The following is a 19,248-nucleotide window of genomic DNA, read 5'->3' on the forward strand; positions in this document are numbered from 1 at the left end:
TATCGCACGCGACCTTTGCTCCCATAATGGGCTCCAACGCCGCCGTCCGCGCGGCGCCAGTCCACAGGAGAGAACCAGCATGGAATCACGCAGACTTGGCGGGACCGGACCGCAAACCGGCGCCATCGGGCTTGGATGCATGGGCATGTCGGGGGTGTACGGGCCGTCGGATCGCGCGGCGGGCATTGCCACGATCCACGCCGCGCTCGAAGCCGGCGTCACGCTGCTCGACACCGGCGACTTCTACGGCATGGGCCACAACGAACTGTTGATCAGCGAGGCGCTCAAAAGCGCGCCGCCGTCGCGCCGGGATGCGGCGATCCTGAGCGTGAAGTTCGGTGGCATGCGCGACCCGGCGGGCAACTTCATCGCGTTCGATGGCCGTCCCGTTGCAGTGAAGAACTCGCTCGCCTATACGCTGCAACGGCTGGGCGTCGAAACGATCGATATCTATCGCCCGGCGCGGCTGGATGCGAACGTGCCGATCGAGGACACCGTCGGCGCGATCGGCGACATGATCCAGGCGGGCTACGTGCGTTATGTGGGGCTGTCGGAAGTCGGTGCGCAGACCATTCGCCGCGCGGCCGCCGTGCATCCGGTGGTGGACGTGCAAATCGAGTATTCGCTGATCTCGCGCGGCATCGAGGAAACGATCCTGCCCGCGTGCCGCGAACTCGGCATCGGCATCACGGCGTATGGGGTGCTGTCGCGCGGACTGATCAGCGGGCACTGGGGCGCGTCGGCGCCGCAAGCCAACGACTGGCGCGCCAACAGTCCGCGGTTCCAGCAGGGCAACGTCGAACGCAATCTGGCGCTGGTCGACGCCTTGCGCAAGATTGCGGAGGCCAAGGGCGTGAGCGTGGCGCAGCTTGCCATCGCCTGGGTGCTGGCGCAGGGCAAGGACATCGTGCCGGTGATCGGCGCGCGGCGTCCTGAGCGCTTGACGGAATCGCTCGCCGCGCTCGATGTGACGCTTATGCCGGAAGAACTCGCCGCCATTGAAGCGGCAGTGCCGAAGGGCGCGGCGGCCGGCGATCGTTATGAAGCCGTGCAGATGGCGCATCTCGATAGCGAGAAGGGTTGAGGGCTGTTCGGCTTCATTCATCAGGCCACTGACGACTGGAGGTTTTCTCTCGACTTGCTGGTTGCCGCGAGCGTGGCCGTCGCGGTTTTCGCCTTTCTCGCGGGGCGTGCGCGGACGATGGTTTGATGGGCGCAGCGGGTGGGTTGGCGAGAGCGTATCGATGCGCGCTCAGGGCGTGCGTGGTTTGCGCAGAAACACCCACGCATTGAACGCTGCGCCGGCGAACATCAGCACACTGGTCATGACGAAGACCGAGCGCATGCCCGCGTGCGCCGCGATGAAGCCGCCCGCGAGCGGCCCCGTAACCTGGCCGATGTACTGCGCGGACGTCGCGTAGCCGAGGATATAGCCGACCGTGTGATCCGGCACGTTGTGACGCACGACGCTCGTGATGGCGGGCAGCAGTCCGCCGAGCGCGAGTCCCATCAGGAAGCGCAGCACGACGAGCTGGGTGCCGTTGGTGACGAAGGTCTGCGGAATCAGCAACACGCCGCACAGCGCGAGACAGCAGACGATGACCTTGGTTGCGCCGATGCGATCTGCGAGCCGTCCGATGCGCGGCGCGGCGAGCACGCTGCCGAGGGCGGCGGCGGACATCACGATGCCGGCGACCAGCGTGACCTGCTTCGGGTCCTGGACGAGCTGCGCCACGTAGATGGTGATGATCGGCTCGATCGACATGTTCGCGAACATCAGCAGCATGGCGCTCGCGAGCATGGCGAAGACGGGCGTGAGCAGCGGAATGTCGCGCCAGCCGCCGCCGCGCCGGGATGTCGAGGGATCCGGTGCGCGCCGCTCTTCCTTCACGAAGAGTGTCGTCATGATGAACGAGCAGAAGATCAGGCCGCCAGCGAGAAAGAAGGTCGAGCGGATGCCGATCAGACCCGGCAACAGTCCGCCGATCAGCGGTCCGACCAGGTTGCCCGCCATCATGCCGGCGGCGTGCGTGCCGAGCGCCCACGCGGTGCGATGCTTGGGCGTCTGGGTGGCGATCATGACGATGGCGCCGCTCGCGTAGCCGCCGACGAGCCCGGCGAGGAAGCGTATCGCCACGAGTTGCCAGACTGTCTGTACGACGCCGAGCAGGGACATCGTGATGGCCATGCCGAGGCTGGCGCGGATCAGGATGGGTTTGCGGCCGTAGCGGTCGGCGAGCCGGCCCCAGAGCGGTGCGACGAGTCCTGCGCCGAGAAAGGTTGCGCCGAACGCGACGCCGGACCACTGCACCGCCGCCGCCTCCGACGACGCTCCCAGTTGCTGCACGTAGAGCGGCAGGAACGGGAGCAGGAGGGTCATCGCGACGACGGTGGTGAAGGAGCCGAAGAGGCAGATGTAGAGATTGCGTTGCCAGTGAGCGGAGACGTCGGATGGTGACTGGGACGGCGAGGCGGACATGGGAAAAGGGGGGAGTGGAGCGGTTTTGCCGTGACTGTGGCAGATTTTTAATTGTTCTGCTGGCCGCCGAAAAGCCGGCGCCTTCTTGAGGCACGCAAACTGCGTGCGCCTGACGGCCCGATTCCGATCGTTCGATGGAGAGATTCCGAGTGAAGATCGCGACATTCAATATCAATGGCATTCGTCCGCGGCTCGCTGCCCTGCTGAGCTGGCTCGAACGCGAAGCGCCCGACATCGTTTGCCTGCAGGAGTTGAAGGCCACGGATGCGCAGTTTCCCGCGGAGGCCATTGCCCCTGCGGGATATGGCGCGGTGTGGCATGGGCAGCCGTCGTGGAACGGTGTGGCGATCCTTGCGAAGGGCGCGGAGCCGGTGCTGAGCCGCAAGGGCGTGCCGGGTTTCGAGGACGATACGCATAGCCGTTATATCGAGGCGGCGGTGGGCGGATTGCTGATCGGCTGCCTGTATCTGCCGAACGGTAATCCGCAGCCGGGCCCGAAGTTCGACTACAAGCTCGCGTGGTTCGAGCGGTTCAACGCGCATGCGCGGGCGTTGCTGGGCAGCGGCCATCCGGTGGTGCTTGCGGGCGACTACAACGTCGTGCCGACTGACGAGGACATCTACAACACGCGTTCGTGGAAGAAGGATGCGTTGCTGCAACCGGAGAGCCGCGCGGCCTATGCGGACCTTCTAGGGCAGGGCTGGACGGATGCATTGCGCAAGACTTTTCCGGACGAGCGCATTTATACCTTCTGGGATTACTTCCGCAATCACTGGCAGACCAATTCGGGTTTGCGCATCGATCATCTTCTGCTCAGCAAGGATCTTGCGAAGAAGCTGACGGGCGCGGGCGTCGATACATGGGTGCGCGGCGAGCCGCATGCCAGCGATCATGCGCCGACGTGGATCACGCTCAAGACCTCGCGTAAGCGTGGTGGCTAGACGCGCTCGGCGCGCGTGGCGGGCAGCGATGCGAGGAATTGCATGACGTGGTCGCGGCCGCCTTGGGTCCACACGTTGAGGTGATCGGCGCCTTCTATCAGCGCGATGCGCTTCTCGCTGCGCGCTGCGTCGTAGAGGCGCTGGAACTGGTCGGGCGGGATGACGCCGTCGGCGGTGCCGCCGTAGATCAGGAGCGGTACACGGACGGAGGCGATTTTTGCGAGACTGTCGTAACGGTCGCGGGCGAGCGTGCGGACGGGGAAGAGCGGGAAGCGTCGGGCGGCGACGTCGACGATACTGGTGAAGGGCGCTTCCAGGATCAGCGCGGTCAGGGGTTGAGTTTGTTCGCTTGCAAGCTGGACCGCTACGCCGGAGCCCAAGGAGTATCCGTGCAGGACGATGTTCTTCGAACGTGCTGAGACGAATGAGTACGCTGCGCGGGCATCGGCGTAGAGGCCGGGTTCGCTCGGTTTGCCTGGGTTGCCGCCGTAGCCGCGGTATTCGGCGAGCAATACGCCGTAGCCGGCGTTGATCAGCTCTAGCGCGATGTGGGCTCGCTGGAAGAGGTCTTCGCCGTTGCCGTGGAACAGGATAACCGTCGGCAGGGACGAGTCAGGCGCGGATGCATAGCGAAGCGTCAAGTTGAGGCCATCTTCCGTCTTCAGTTGCATGGGTTCCGTGCGGGCTTCCAATTGTTCACTCGTGAACGTCTGTATCCGTTCGAGCGGATAGACGAGGCGCCCCTGCAGCCAGTAAAGACCGCCCAGCGCGATGGCGTACAGCGCGGCGAGTACAGCAAGAAGCGTCCAGAAGGCTGCAATCATGGGCGTTTGGGATGGCCTGACACGCGTCAGATTTTAAAGTCTCTTCATGCTGATCGGAACTTTATCGATTGCTGCTTAAAACGGCAATCACCGTCAAATGGTTGCTGACTATTTGTAGATTAGTGTCAGGGTGAAAATCAGGCAGTGATCACGCTGTTAGGATGAGCGGCATAGTCAGACGATCGATCGACGCGGTCGCTACACAAGAGCTACTCAAATGCGGTGCACCGGTCGCACATCTCCTGCCCTCTTCCCTATCTTTGCGTGCGGTTCAGGTTCTGATGCGTCGGCATGCCCCGCATGTTCCGCCGGATTCCTGATCGCAATCATGCATTCGGAACGTTTTTCACTCGTCACGCATTCAATACCGTGCACCTGCCAGCAATGTCCCAGGGGCGCCGTATGCGTTCGCCGGCGGGATACGCATACGCGCTGCACCGATTGATTGCCATACATGCCCATAATGGTGATCTGATATGCCAGTTTCGCTGAGCTTCGATCCTCAATTGCCATCAAATTCGAGCCATGTCGGAGCGAGACGAGGCGCTCGCGCGGAATCCTCCGCGTATCCGTCCAGTCTTCGAACTGGTCCGATTGATGACGAGGCGGCGGATGCGTCGCCGGGAACTGGCAGAGGCATCGGGCTGGCCGACGTGGTGAAGCCAATCGCGGGCACCCTTGTGCTCGAAATCGTGCAGGCCATATTCAGGCCATATCGCGAAATCGAGACGTCCTACCGCGACTTGAAGAGGTTGTTTCTCGGGTTTGAACAATTCGATGTGCCGCAATGGGAAAGCGCCCTCAAGGACGTGTACGCGCTTGTCTGCAAGCATCTATTGCTGCTTCCGGATGATATGCAGGTGCGGTTGAGTTCCTCGATGTCGGCGCTGCAAAGCGTGCTGCAACTCTGGAGGACCTACCGGTCGCTCCGGGACGTTGTCGCGGATGCGACGCTGCCGGGATCGGACAAGCCGGGACTGCTATGGTCCATCATTGAAAAAAATGAGTCGATTGCCGAACTGATTCCCGACTCGATCAAGGCAACGATCGAGCACACTCTGGATTGGCAAAAAAGGTTCAACCTTTACTACCTTGAGCTGCAAAGGTTTCAGGCTGGCATCACGGACGTTGATGCTTCTGCAGGTGGAGAACTGATCCTGCGCAAGGCCAACGCCAACGTGGCATTCAGCAATTGCGTGTCCAGACTGCCAGGCCCGCTGCAAAACTACCTGGCCGTTCCGCCCGCATTGGGTCAGTCCGAGCAGGCTTACATCCAAAAGCTCCAGGGCCTGCGAACGCGCTTCGACAACATTGCAGCTGTTTCCGGAATCCACGATGTGCTGAGCCGGATCGAAACCTTGGCATCGGAAGGTCTGTTCGAAGCAGACGTCCGCGAGGCTGCCTCCTTTACGGCATCTACGAGCCAGATCTTCTCCGAGATGGATCAATGGCTCGTCGACTTTGATGACGTCCTCAAAGCGCTTGCCGGTCTGTTCACGGCCAAGTCCAAGTCGGAAGCGCTGCAAGGCGTGCAAGCGATCATCAGCAAGCCCTGCATGACCACATTTCTCGGCGCGCGATTGACCGAATCTCTGAACGTCTGCATGTCGGTGCTTTGTAACATTGGCGACTTGCTCGATGACGGGCGCAGCCTTTACGCACGTCTCGAATCAATCTGCCGCAAAGACGAGCCGCTCCTCAAGAAGCTCGGGGCGATAAAAACCCTCATCGACTGCGAGACGCAGCTCCCCCGCGATTTCAAGGAATCGATCGTGGACGTCGTGCCGACGCTCGGGAAGGTGTCGAGCAGCCTCGCGGCGGTCAGCCTGAATCCGGATGCTCACGTGATCGGCAATCTGAACGAAGCGTTCATCGCGCTGCTCAATTTGGTACAGAGTGAGCCGATGGGGTACGTGCTCGGCCCTGAAACGATACAGAAAATAGTGCTTCTGATCGATCCGGTTCGGCGTGGTCTGCTGACGGCCGGGCAGTTCATTCACATTGTCGAGACGGGACAAGGCTTCGAGGATTACCTGAAGGGTATTCTGAAGATGCTCGGATCCGAGAGTGTGCTTGAACAGGTGATGGGGCCTGTATTCAAGTCTGTCTCCGGCCTCTCATATCTGACAACGTTGGCGCCGTGGGCGGGCAAGCTGGCTTCGGCGGAGTCCATGGCCGAGCGGCTCAGTATCCTCGCGGCGCTGCTGGCTGATCAAGACGTTGCGGCCCGGGTTGCGCAAGACTTGCCTGCTCAATACAGCGAGCCGCTACGTGCCGCGAGCAGACTTTTCAGAAGTATGTCGGTCTTGCCGGCCTCGGATTCGGAGCAGAACCGCCTGGCCGCGTTGCGTCAACATATTCTCAACGCGGATGCCTGGAGAACGCTGATTGATTCAACGATCATGGATCAATGGAGCAAGCTCGTATTCCCCAATGATGCCGTGCTGGAGCGACTCAGGCTCTTCCTGCCGTTGATCAACTCACCGTGCTTCAGTGTGAACGACATCTACTCTGTCGTGTCTGCCCGCGGGGTCGTGCAAGCCGCGCAACATGGCTTGTCCGGCTTGCTTTATCACGTTTCGGACGAGCGGCTGCATGGTGTTGGAGCGGTCGCGAGCGCGACGTTGGGTTGCGTGGCGGATCTCATGTCGGATGATCCAGCGACGTGTCAGCGCGTCAGGGAAATGCTGACTCGTGCGTTGGAGAGCACGCTCAGAGAGGTCGGGGTGCGCTACATCCGCGTGGCCAATCCCACGGCGGCGCTGGTCACGGATGCTTTCTACAACATCCTTTTGAAACCGGCTGTTGAGAAATGCATCGAGGGCGGCGCAGCGAGTTTGGCGAGCGGTGACGCTGAAACGAAGCGCGTGATCGCCGAAGTCATTCTTGATACGCTCAGGAGCGCCTGCCCCAGCAAGGCAGAATTCCTGGCACGCGTCAAAGAATACTTTCGGTCATCGCCCGCCATGGCTGCCTACGTAAAGTTCGGCGCGTACATCGTCGACGAACTGAGTTCGCATGTATGGACCGTGCATCTGACTTTCGATTTGTTTCTGCTGATGCACGCCGAATCGGCGGATCAGGCGCAGCGGGCAAAGAGTCTCGCGCAGACCCTCATGGAGATGGACAGGCTGGGTCACGCATGGGTCCGGCCATATATGCAATTGATTCCATTCATCCCGGATCTGCTCGCGGCGCGCATGCATATCGGGAGAAACCTGCCGGACGCCGAATCGTGGCTGGAATGGGGCGCCGAACTCAGTGCCATTCTGGCGGACAACAATGATCCTTCGGTTATTCGCTTGCGGCGAAGCGTTGCCGATTATGTGGCGTCATTGCTGACCGATGGTTTCAGGCGGCTCAGCGGCCAGGAGGAGTCCGATGGCCATCCGAAGGACGCTCCTCCCAAGCGCGTTCCATTGGGTCCTCCACGTTCGAAATTGCGATCTCTCGTTGATTTGACAGAAAAAGCCGCCGACGTCGCGGCGATCAGCATCAAGACGTATGCCCCTTCGGCATTGCAGATGAGGAACCTTCTAAAAGGGCGTAACCCTGCGCCACCGGTGGTCCAGAAAGACGTTCTTTTGAGCGAGTGGGACTCTGATGGAAGTTTCGCGCACATCGGGATCAAACTCTTGGACGACGAGAAGCGTGTCATCGTCGGCACCTCGAATAATGATATTGAAGTCTTCGAAAAGCCGTCCGGGCGTTTCATTCTCGTGGCGAGCCGCGCTTACAAGATCGGCCGGGATACGGCACAAGATGTCTATCGTCTTCTGAAACCCGGCAGTAGCAGCGCCGTGTACATTGCTGCGAATCCAGCGGTTGTCCATCGCGATGGGCAATGGTTTGTCTCCTTGGCGCCGCCTGGCGGCGCCGGAGCGGGCGGCGACGAGGAGTTCATCACGGATGAGATAAGCGCTGAATCCGCAAAGAGGTTCAGCACGGTTGATACGGATGACGCGGAAGACGAGCAGGACGCCTCCATTCAGGACCTTTGGTCATTGCTGGGTCGTATCAGATCGGGCACGGAGCCGGAAAAGGACGTCGACTGCCCGCGGGATCTGGAAAATTTTCAGATGACTGCCGACATGTACCAGATGTTTCTGCAACGCGCGGGAGGCGGTCAGACAGCTTCGTTTGGCGGGGTATCGATATTCACCGTCGCTGGGGTATTGGGCGCGCTGGGTGTTGCGGGTCTGCTTTTTTATGGTGTGACCGGACAGACGCCATATTCGCGTGTGCCGACACGCGAGACGGTGACGGGGAGCGCGGACTCTACGGCTGAAACGGATGACATCAGCACCGAGCCGGACGTCGAGCAGGGCCTCGCAGCTGGCACCCCGCGGATAAAAATTCGGCGCCGTCGATTGCAAACAGTGTCGCGCGTGTCGCTGTGGATGGGCGTGAGTCTGATCGCCGGCGGCGCGCTTATCGCGTTCGTCCCTTGGCTTCGATCCAGACTGCAACAGCCTCGCAATGAGCCGTCGAATGAAGACGAGAACGAAGCACTCAATCTCTCTTCCAGCGCGGATGCTCCGCATGTCATCGAATCCCGCGCAGTGACCAACGTGAGTGAGAAAACAAAGGGCAGGTCGAAGTTGGAGGAGAGATTGAGAAACGAGACGGCCTATGCGGTGGTCGGGCCGAGCGTCGCGTTGCCACTGAATATTGATACTCAACTCGGCCGCTACAGCAATGGCGCGCATTACGTCGATATTGCCGGCCGGCAATGGAAGATCGATCAACTGCGCGGCCATGCGCCGGCGGATCCCCTCGTCGGCGATCCGCTTATTCGATTCCGCGGAACATTGCAGTTGGTGAGCGGCGGAGGAATCGCGGTGGTCTACCAGGAAAAGCTGGGATGGCAGTACCTGCAACAATGGAAAAACAAAGTCTACGCGGAAGCCACGCCGGAGACTCCTTCTGATTACGTCGAGCATGATGTCGCAGCGGCCAAAGGCAAGCATCGGAGTCATTTGTTCCTCGAGTTGCTTGCCAATGCCCATCCCGGGTCTGAGCCGATTCCGAGTGACTTGTTTCGCCGGAAGTCCGGCGCATTGCCTCAACGGCTGTTTCAGTCCAGGGAGGGATCGGGCGAAAAGTATTTCATCTGGGTCAGGGAGAGCACCTATCTGCCAATCGTTTGGTGGCGCGTCGATGGCCACAAACCAAAGCCGAAGATGAGAAAAATCCAGGCCGCCGGGATCGTGCGCTATTGGCAGGATGACGGGGAGAGTGAGCATTCGATGCTTTTGGTCTACGACAACACTCGAGATTGGACGCCGGCGTATTTCCTGGGAGGAGAAGTCAATATCTTCGGCTCCTCCGTGAGCTTCCGTCGCATGTCGTCCCGATATGACGCAACGGTTCGACCGGATGCTTTACCTGCAAAGCACGGAATGGTTGACCGGATCGCGAGATTCAAATTCGCCGCGGAGCAAGCACATAAGCCCTCTTCCGCCACGGGCATGACCGCGACAGCGCAGACGGATGTTTACAGCGACGCTACGGGGGCCTTCTACTACAAATGTGAGTCAGGCTATTGGCAGCTTGATTGGAATGAAGTCAGTCGTCCACCCTCTGTTTTCGCGGCGCCGGACGTCACGCACCATGGTTACATCCGCTATCAGCAAAGCGGTGCGGAAGCACGGCTGCACGTGCTTTACAGTGACAAGCTCGGTCTCGTGCCCTCGATGCTCGACTGCGATGGCAAGGTGACGTCCATGACGGAAGAAACCGGTACCGCGCACTGGGCGCCCACGGAGTCGTTGATGAAGCTGGTTCGCTCATTCGAGAAAGCCGGGGCGCTTAACTACGCCGAACGAGCCGACGGTCAGCCAGGCAGGCTGTACTACGACTATCTCGAATCCTCCGAGAAGCTCTATATGTATCTTGACCACTCCTTTTGGGCGTTCGAGTGGATAGGAGTCGGCAGGGGCCTGCTGCATGCGGCGTGGGCCGATGGCACACCTTGCGATGTCGTGATAGCCGTGTACCACGACACCTGGTCGTTGGGATGGGACGCGGAGTCGGCGCCGCGTTGGTTCGAAGCCTATATGAAACTCGTCCTGACGAAGGGCGAGTTGGGCCTGTTACTTTCGCAAACCACGGAATCAAGTCTCGCCCATCATCCGCTGGACAACGCCAAGGCGATCGTCAAACGGATGGCGAGCGCGTTGAGCGTCTGTGAAAAGCAATATCGTCAAGAGAAGAAAAACGAGGAATGGATTTCCGTGATCGTGCTGAGCGCGCAGTTGATCGCGTTTTTTTCGGCGCGATCGAGCGCCGACGGCATACTGGATCTCGGATTGTCTGACGAGATCTACAAAATCCTCGGCCGAATCTATCCCTCACGTTTGATCGAGGACCAGATCGACGTGTCGATCATAAACGAGATCATGGAAGGCGATACCGTTCCGGAAAACAGTCTCGAGCGGATCAAGAAAGAACTCAATCTGGTCGATGTGGAAATGGCCTATCTGACTGCCGAGACGGCGAAGACGCAAGCCCTCCAAAAACAAGCGAAAGACATGTTGGACCATCGCCAGGGTAGCGTCAGCCCCGACTACGAAAGCAAATCGCCAGCGGAGAAATTTGTAGAAGATATCGGCGTCGGCTTCCAGCGGCTATTGGACGCGTTCAGCCGGACGGCCGATGCAATGCACATCGTTGAATGGGCGGGCCGCTATGTAACGTGGCTTACTAAAAGGCACAAAGAGTTGGATGACAGACGGAATGCACTGACTGAGCGCCGCGAGTTGATCAGAATGCCTGAGCGATACGTCGAGACTTTCAAAGCCTACGTTGCAGGACTGGAGACGGGGAAGAAATATGAGGAGAAGTATCGAGTCGTACTCTCGAATATTCGCGCGGCAAGGGAGTCGAAAATGGAGTCCGCATTGCTTCATGCCATCTACGCGGGCGCCTTGGCGGAACTTGCAACCCGACGTGGATCGCTTCCGGGCTTTTCAATGTCCGGCGGCGAGCTCGCGGCGGCGCAGTACTATCTCCTGAATCAGCTGCGGGCCCAGTCTCGGCTCTATCTCCTGATTGATAAATTGGGAAACAAGCTGAAAAAAAATCAATATACCGTCACGCGCACTTATTGTGATATTGTGCGATGCCTGGAATCAGCCATCGCCATCGAGCGGGCAACGGATAATGCGGACCTGGATTTTGTCAATGCCGATACAGCCATTCTCGCCGCCATCATTTTCCAGATCAATACAAATGGAAAATCAATCACTGAAGTAGAGCAGCTGTCCTATGCACAACTCCTGCGCGAATTCAAGGAAAAGGCTCGCTTGTTCCACCCCTATGCAATCTTTCCGGAGAAGCCTGAGAATTACAAGTTCATGTTTGAGCTGTTGCCGTCTTCCCTGATGGGAGAAGACAATAGTCGCTATACAAAAAACGATGAGCAGTTCGAGAATTATAAAAAAACAAGTCTTCCGTACGATTGCGGTACCGTAATCCGAAACGCGCTGGAATCCGCACAGATCGATTTCGATAATTTTTATAACATTCAGGAGATCATCGGACTGGATTTTCCAGAGCTGAGTGTACGCATACATTATATCAAACTGGCGGATAATTCCTGGCTTTACTTTGCATTCGTGAGGGGCAGCACGAGCGAGAAAGTGGAGGCACTTCAAACGGAAGACAACGCGGCAACCATACTCCGGGGGCTAAGCACGAAGATGATATGGATCAAGGGCGATCCCGGCGCCTGCGGCAAAGAAACAGAGAATTCGAAAAAGGTGGAGAATTCGGAGGACGTAGAAAATTCCAAAGACACGTCGTGCGACCAGATTCTGACTTTCCTGAGCCATTTCTTCAATCTTGCGGCGAAAAGAACGAAAACAAGCGAGTCAGATCCCAAGTGCTTCTTCGGGAAGGTGACTACTTATCTGGGGATCGGAAAGGATAAAGAACATCAATGGCTATGGAATTTGGAGGCGGACAACGATGCAGCCTCCCGAAATAAGGTCCCGGAAACTGAACTCTTGCGCTATTTATTCAATGAAACGCGCCGCGATATGAATGAGTTGATTGATCAGTTCAAGACTTCAATGTTCGAATTACACTTGACGGACAAGGTGATCGGATTTTTTGTTCCGTTCTATTCCGAAATCCGAAAACAGCAACTGGATGAGAACTACAGCATCGATCCCATGTCCATCATGCTTGATTCAGTTTCCCTGGCTCTCACAGTCATACCATCCGCGCATTCAATGAGCCTGACTGTGAAAGCAATCGCTTCGAAGCCATTATGGCAGTTTGGCAAGAACAGCGGATGGCGCGGACGATTCGTAGTGTCTCACGCTGTGTCACAGAGCGGAAAAAAAGCGCTCTGGAGTCTTGGAAAGGAATTTTTCAACCTGACCTATCACATCTTCAATCCGCTCTCATTTCCTTTCAATCCACTGACCTTGGATTTTGCTCGCCTGACAAAGAAAGGACTGGTTCCGGTGGCGACGAGGAGTCTGGCTGACATCTTTTCGGACGTACACCTGGTGAAAGGCTTCCTGGACAAGATGTTCCTTCCGATCAACTTGAATACAATGCAGCCCAGTTCGCCGCTCAATCACCTGCCTCTCGACCAGGTAGGCCCCGGCCTATTTTGCCAGACGACATCAACCAGTTTGCAACCGAAGACGCGCACTTTCTACATCAAGTCAGGAAACGCGGTGCAGCGGGTCGTACTGAATCAGGAGTACAACTATTTCGCGCTTCAGCAAAGCAATGATGGTCTTCTGCAGGCGCTTCGCAGGCGTTATTCCGATTGGGTAGGAGACACCGTGCCGGTGCCGGTGGGCAGTGTCGTCGAGCCGGACAGGGTAGGCACGGAACTTTGGAACAAGCCCGAGCGAGTGCAGCGGCTTTTGCGCAACTTGCGTGCAGCGGAGAGCGAGGCAACGATGGTTCTGAAGCTCGCGCTGCGCGTGATGAAGAAAGAGTCTTATGCTGAAAAGACGAAGCAATCCTTCGATTTGGCATGGGGTGAATCGACCGAGTCGGCCCTGAAGAGCTTCGAGTTGAATGCCCAGAACATGCTTGATTATCTGGAATCTGTCAGCCTCATCACGGACATAGCGTATCTGGGCGAGTCGCAGGGGAACCTCCTGTCCGCCATGCCCGGATCAGCGTTTGACATCAGGCGAGTATCCGACATCCAGTCGACCGTCTGGAGGGAGGACATAGAGGAGGGTTACAGTCAGTATGCTGAGACGATCACGGGTCCTGGCTTCCTGCTTGAGGGGAATACCTGGAAAGAGGGAAAATACATGGCTCGGCAGACGATCATTCCGCTGGTCATGCGAGATGATGATTTCGACCCCATGGAGTATGAACGTTTCGGCACGGCGTATCTGGTTCGGTTGAATCACATTACGCGGTGTCTGATTCGTGAAGCTTTTGTAGCAACCACGAGCAGCAAACGCGTGGAGAGGACCTGGGAAACGCTGATGAAGACGTTTCGGGCGCAGCTTGAGCGTGAAAAGTTGGCTGACAAAAGGACTTTCTTTAGCCGCCTTTCCCGGACCTACGGCATTTTTCTGCACGAGGACAAGCCGGTATTTGCCAAAACAACGAAGACCTTCATGGACAAATTGGCAGATTCCCTCAATCCTTCGGGCCACGAGATCGGAATCGACGTTTCGCCCCTGCTGGAGCCTGTTCACAGACCGGCTTCGGCTTCTTTGGAGGGTTTCATGCCTCCCGTCAGCGCGCCGTCAAGCGAGGCCGTGCGGGACGCGGTGGCCAATCCCGACAACTTCTCCCTGCTGGTCTATCTGTTGAGCGACATCCACGCTGACCCGGACAGATTCAGTGCTTTCACGTACAGCTTCAAGGTATGGAAGTCGCTGCCTCAGACGCGGAAACTTTATTGGAGATGGTTCGAGTGAAGGCCTTACTCATTCCCAAGACGCAGGTTCACCATCGCCTTTCCGCAAGCTGAGCGGCATCTCCGCCGCCAGCGCCTGTTCGATGTTGCCCGTCTCGCCCCCGCGATTAAACAACGCGTTAAGCAAGATAGCGAACACAGCGGCAAGCGTAATCCCACTATGCGTAAGCGGGCCCGCCCATGCGGGCATATGAGCAAAAAACGAAGGCGCGACGAGCGGTATAACCCCCACTCCAAGACTGATAGCAATAACGAGCAAATTGTTCTTGCTCTCGAAATCCACCTTGGAAAGGATCTTGACCCCTGTAGCCGCGACCATCCCGAACATGGCGATCCCGGCGCCGCCCAACACCACAACAGGAATCGAAGCAATCAGATTGGACAGCTTGGGCAGCAACCCAAGCAGAATGAGGATGCCACCAGAAACCGCAACCACCCAGCGGCTCTTCACGCCAGTAATCCCCACAAGCCCGATATTCTGCGAAAACGACGAATGCGGAAACGTATTGAAGACACCGCCAATCACCGTCCCCAGCCCATCAGTACGCAACCCCCGCGTGGCGTCATTCCGCGATACCGGCCGCATCGTCAGATCGCCCAACGCAAGGAACATCCCGAGCGACTCCACCATGATGACGACCATCACCAGACACAGCGACGCAATCGCCGCCAGATCGAAACTCGGCATGCCGAACGCGAAGGGCCGTACCGGCGCGAACCACGCCGCCTGACCAATCCCCGAGAAATCAACGAATCCAAACGGCAACGCCAGCACGAAGCCAATTGCCATCCCAAGCAGCACCGAGATATTGGCGATGAAACCTTTCAAGTACTTGTTGATCAGCAAGATCGCCAGTAGCACGATTACCGCGATCAACAGGTTGCGCGGCTCGCCGAAGTTCGCCGCGCCGCGTCCGCCACCGGCCCAGTTGATCGCCACTGGAAACAACGTAATGCCAATGGTCAGGATGATCGTGCCGGTGACAATCGGCGGAAAGAAGCGCATCAACCGCCCAAAAAACGGCGCGATCAATATGGCGAACACCCCCGCCGCAATGGTCGCGCCGAAGATCGTCGTAATGCCCGCGCCAGAGGACGCCATCGCGACCATCGGCCCGACCGGCGCGAAGCTCACGCCCATGATGACCGGCAAGCGAATGCCGAACTTCCACACGCCCAGACACTGCACCAGCGTGACAATGCCGCAAGCAAACAGGTCCGAACTGATGAGAAACGCCACCTGCTCCTTCGGCAGCTTCAGCGCCGCGCCAATGATGAGCGGCACCGCAATCGCGCCCGCGTACATCACCAGCACATGCTGGATGCCGACCGCGAGCAGCTGGCCGAAGGGCAGCACTTCGTCGACGGGATGAGGAGTGTGGGCCATGTGCGCTCCAGCGGGATCGGAGGGATAGTGCGCCCGAGTATTGCACCGCACCCCGCCCGGAAAAATAATCGCGCCGCTATACACGGCATCGCGGATGCGAAGGTTGCCAGCGCATCGCGGACAAAGCCTCGCGCGCCGCCGCCGTAAAGTCGCTTGCGCCCGGCACGATGCACTACACTGTGCTCCACGCCGCCCAAGGCGCACTCGTTTCATCCGCAGAAACGGAGCCAGTCACGATGAACCTGCTCTTCGTCGACGACAACCGCGCTTGCATCGAGACCCTCGTCGATATCGCAAGCGGGCTGGGCCACACCGCGGCCGTCGCGCATGACGGCGCCGCCGGTCTCGCGCTCGCCTCACGCGAACGCTTCGACCGCATCTTCCTCGACATCTCCCTCCCTGACGCCGACGGCCGCGAAATCTGCAGCGCCATCCGCGCCGCCGGCCCAAGCAGCGACGCCCGCATCATCGCCATGACCGGCCACACGGACGTCATCGAAGGCAGCGGCGTCACCGACTTCGACGGCTTCCTCCTCAAACCGATCAGCCTGCCCGCCCTCGAACTCTTCCTGCTGTCCGACTAAGCTTTCGTCGACTGGATATTTGACCGCTTTTTGTCCACGCCTTGACGAACGGCCGGAAGCATTTGCCGATTTCCGCCGCGAGCATGGATCGCCGCACAGAAAATCCGCGAATCCCTTATCCGTAAAGGGTTCCCGGACTGTCGATTTTCAGGATGGCGTGCTACATTCCCAGCGCCTTTGCCTTGCTTCGACGCGTCTCGCGGCGCGTGCAGCAGTGCAATACCCAATAACGAAAGCGGGCCACGTTGCCCAAACGAACCAACACGCACAAGGATCTCGGCATGGAAATGGTCGGCGGAATGCGGCTTGCCCAACTGTTCAACAGCAACCCGGAAGCGCTCTTCGCGGAGTGGTTCGCGCAGCAACACGCGATCGCATCGCGGCGCGGACTGGTCGGCGAAGCGGAACTGCGCAATCAGTTCGCGCAATTCGTTGCCCTGCTGACGGACGCGCTCGGCACGGCCGAACGCGTCGATTTCAAGGCGCCCGCCTGGCAGGAAGTCCGCGCGTTCCTAGCGGACATGTCGGCGCAGCGCGCGCGCCAGGGTTTCACGCCGGTCGAAACCGCCATGTTCGTGTTCTCGCTCAAGCAGCCGCTCTTCGTGCGCCTGCGCGAATCGCTCGACAACGACCCCGCCACGCTCGCCGATCTCACCTGGATGATCAGCACGCTGTTCGACGAACTCGGCCTGTACACCACGGAAGTGTTCCAGGCGAGCCGTGAGCAAGTGATCGTGCGCCAGCAGCAGGAACTGCTCGAACTGTCCACCCCTGTCGTGCAACTGTGGGACGGCATTCTCGCGCTGCCGCTGATCGGCACGCTCGACTCCGCACGCACGCAGGTCGTGATGGAAAACCTGCTGCAGAAGATCGTCGAGACCGGCGCGGCCATCTCGATCATCGACATCACCGGCGTGCCCACCGTCGATACGCTCGTCGCGCAGCACCTGCTCAAGACCGTCGCGGCCGCGCGCCTGATGGGCGCGGACTGCATCATCAGCGGCATTCGTCCGCAGATCGCGCAGACCATCGTGCATCTCGGCGTGAACCTCTCGAACGTCACGACCAAGGCCACGCTCGCAGCGGCTTTCGTGGTCGCGCTCCAGCGCACCGGTAAGTCTGTCGCGGGCAACAGCGCGCCGGACGCCTCGCGCGCGAGCGCTGCTCACGACTCGCTGCAACCGGAATGACGCGTCTCAACGCCATTCACAGCACACACGACACGTCAAGCGACTGAACGGGACCGAAGCGATGGAACGCATTCCGATTCTCACGATGGGCAAGCTCCTGCTCGTCACCATCCAGGTGGACATGCACGACCGGCTCGCGCTCACGCTGCAGGACGACCTGACAAGCCGCATCGTGAAGGACGGCGCCAAGGGCGTGCTGATCGACATTTCTTCACTCGACGTGGTCGATTCCTTCATCGGCCGCATGATCGGCAACACCGCCGCGATGGCGCGCGTGCTCGATGCCGACACCGTCGTGGTGGGCATGCAGCCCTCCGTCGCGATCACGCTGGTCGAGCTGGGTCTCACGCTGTCCGGCGTGCGCACGGCGCTCAACGTGGAGAAGGGCATGGCCTTGCTGACCGGCAGCAGCCCGTTCTGACGGCGGCGTGCGAACGATTCCATGACCACCTTCCATTCCACTGCCGCGCCGGCTTCTTCGTCGCCGCCTGAAACGCTGCCGATCCGCAATGACGAGCAGATCGTCCGTCTGCGCCAGTTCCTGCGGCAGAAAGCGGTCGCGCAAGGCCTTTCGCTCATCGATCAGACCAAGTTCGTGACGGCGGCCAGCGAGCTGGCACGCAATACGCTGATCTACGGAGGCGGCGGCGACGCGCATTGCTATGTCGTCGAGCGCAATGGCCGCCGCGGACTCAAGCTCGAGTTCGTCGACAACGGTCCCGGCATTCCGGACATCGAGCGAGCGCTCTCGGACGGCTTTACGTCGGGCGGCGGTCTGGGCCTCGGTCTGGGCGGCGCGAAGCGCCTGTGCGACGAGTTCGAGATTCGCTCGGCGCCGGGCGAGGGCACGCACATTTCGATTACCAAATGGAAACCCTTTTGAAGGAATCGATGGCCGCGCAGCAGCGCTACGAGATCGCCGAGGCCACCCAGATCGCCTATGCACGGCGTTCCATCGGCGAGCTTGCGCGCGGTCTCGGCTTCAACGAGACGACCGCGGGCGAACTGGCTATCGTCGTCACGGAATGCGGCACGAACCTGCTCAAGCACGCCCAGCGCGGCGAATTGCTGGTGCGGCCGCTCGCCGACCGCGGCGCGATTGCCGCACCGCGCCATGGCATCGAGGTGCTGTGCATCGACGGCGGTCCGGGCATCCAGGATCTCTACCGCTGCTTCCAGGACGGCTACACCACGGCCGGCAGCCCCGGCACCGGCATGGGCGCGATCAAACGTCTCTCCCGCGAACTCGACATCTGGAGTGCGCCGGGCCAGGGCACGCTGTTGCGCACCGTGTTCTGGAATTCACCGGCTCCGTCGGGCACGCCCGCCGCGCCGTTGAGTTACGGCGTCGTCAATCTGCCGCTGCAAACAGAAACCGTATCCGGCGATGCCTGGTCCTGCCACGCGCACGACGGCGAATTCACCGTGATGGTCGCCGACGGTCTCGGCCACGGGCCGCTCGCGAACGTCGCGGCGGTCGAGGCGGCCAAGGTGCTCGGCACGCAAGGCGAACAGCCGCTCGACCGCATCATGGACCTCGCCAACGACGCGCTGCGCGCCACGCGCGGCGCGGCGGTCGGGATCGCGCGGATGCCGGCGTCCGCGGCGAAGGCCGGCATGCCGGTCACGTTCGCGGGCATCGGCAATATTTCGGCGAGCGTGTGGGCGGAGGCCTCGCACCGCCATCTGGTGTCGCATAGCGGCATCGTCGGGCATGGATCGCGGCGCGCGCAGATCTTCGACGTGCCTTATCCGCCGAACGCGCTCGTCGTGCTGCATTCGGACGGGCTCGCCACGCGCTGGGACCTGGCGCGCTATCCGGGCATCGCCCTGCGCCATCCGGCGCTCATCGCGGCGCTGCTGTATCGCGATTTCGCGCGCGGCCGCGACGATATCACCGTTTTCGTCGCCCGCACGACGGGAGGCGCGTAAG

The 19,248-nt window shown here is 59.8% G+C and carries 11 protein-coding genes; 8 read left to right on the forward strand and 3 right to left on the reverse strand.

The window, feature by feature from the left end; translation table 11 throughout:
- Positions 1–79 precede the first annotated feature (79 nt).
- Positions 80–1,084 carry an aldo/keto reductase gene (locus QCE64_RS28800; RefSeq protein ID WP_310007597.1) on the forward strand — a complete coding sequence of 335 codons (1,005 nt, stop codon included), beginning with the start codon at positions 80–82 and terminating at the stop codon, positions 1,082–1,084.
- A gap of 168 nt (positions 1,085–1,252) precedes the next feature.
- Here the strand turns inward: QCE64_RS28800 and QCE64_RS28805 are convergent, their stop codons facing one another.
- Positions 1,253–2,479, reverse strand: a complete 1,227-nt coding sequence (locus QCE64_RS28805; RefSeq protein WP_310007600.1) for an MFS transporter — start codon at positions 2,477–2,479, stop codon at positions 1,253–1,255.
- 134 nt (positions 2,480–2,613) lie between these two features.
- Between QCE64_RS28805 and QCE64_RS28810 the strand changes: the two genes are divergently transcribed.
- A complete protein-coding gene (locus QCE64_RS28810) occupies positions 2,614–3,420 on the forward strand; it encodes an exodeoxyribonuclease III (protein ID WP_310007602.1) in 807 nt (268 codons plus the stop codon).
- Here the strand turns inward: QCE64_RS28810 and QCE64_RS28815 are convergent.
- Complete coding sequence (locus QCE64_RS28815) at positions 3,417–4,244, reverse strand: alpha/beta fold hydrolase (protein ID WP_309925691.1); 828 nt, start codon at positions 4,242–4,244, stop codon at positions 3,417–3,419. The two genes, QCE64_RS28810 and QCE64_RS28815, sit on opposite strands and share 4 nt — an antisense overlap.
- A 476-nt stretch (positions 4,245–4,720) precedes the next feature.
- Between QCE64_RS28815 and QCE64_RS28820 the strand changes: the two genes are divergently transcribed.
- Complete coding sequence (locus QCE64_RS28820; RefSeq protein ID WP_310007604.1) at positions 4,721–14,155, forward strand: hypothetical protein; 9,435 nt, start codon at positions 4,721–4,723, stop codon at positions 14,153–14,155.
- Between the two features lie 9 nt (positions 14,156–14,164).
- On the opposite strand, the gene QCE64_RS28825 is transcribed toward QCE64_RS28820, so the two are convergent.
- Complete coding sequence (locus tag QCE64_RS28825; protein WP_310007606.1) at positions 14,165–15,541, reverse strand: nucleobase:cation symporter-2 family protein; 1,377 nt, start codon at positions 15,539–15,541, stop codon at positions 14,165–14,167.
- A 236-nt stretch (positions 15,542–15,777) separates the two neighbouring features.
- On the opposite strand from QCE64_RS28825, the gene QCE64_RS28830 reads away from it, so the two are divergent.
- The 5 genes from QCE64_RS28830 (at position 15,778) to QCE64_RS28850 (ending at position 19,247) form a co-directional block, all read left to right on the forward strand.
- Positions 15,778–16,125 (forward strand): response regulator, encoded by a 348-nt coding sequence (locus QCE64_RS28830; protein WP_309821057.1) that lies wholly within the window; start codon positions 15,778–15,780, stop codon positions 16,123–16,125.
- Positions 16,126–16,406: 281 nt separating this feature from the next.
- On the forward strand, positions 16,407–17,315 hold the full coding sequence (locus QCE64_RS28835; protein ID WP_309927484.1) for an STAS domain-containing protein: 909 nt from the start codon (positions 16,407–16,409) through the stop codon (positions 17,313–17,315).
- A gap of 61 nt (positions 17,316–17,376) precedes the next feature.
- Complete coding sequence (locus tag QCE64_RS28840) at positions 17,377–17,736, forward strand: STAS domain-containing protein (RefSeq protein WP_309821055.1); 360 nt, start codon at positions 17,377–17,379, stop codon at positions 17,734–17,736.
- 21 nt (positions 17,737–17,757) lie between these two features.
- The gene (locus tag QCE64_RS28845) at positions 17,758–18,198 is read left to right on the forward strand and encodes an anti-sigma regulatory factor (protein WP_309925699.1); all 441 of its coding nucleotides are present in this window, start codon (positions 17,758–17,760) and stop codon (positions 18,196–18,198) included.
- Entirely contained in the window at positions 18,183–19,247 is a 1,065-nt protein-coding gene (locus QCE64_RS28850) for an ATP-binding protein/SpoIIE family protein phosphatase (protein WP_310007608.1), read from the forward strand. The genes QCE64_RS28845 and QCE64_RS28850 overlap by 16 nt, the downstream gene beginning before the upstream one ends.
- Position 19,248: the final 1 nt, after the last annotated feature.

Source organism: Caballeronia sp. LZ043 (assembly GCF_031451075.1).
Classification (GTDB): Bacteria; Pseudomonadota; Gammaproteobacteria; order Burkholderiales; family Burkholderiaceae; genus Caballeronia.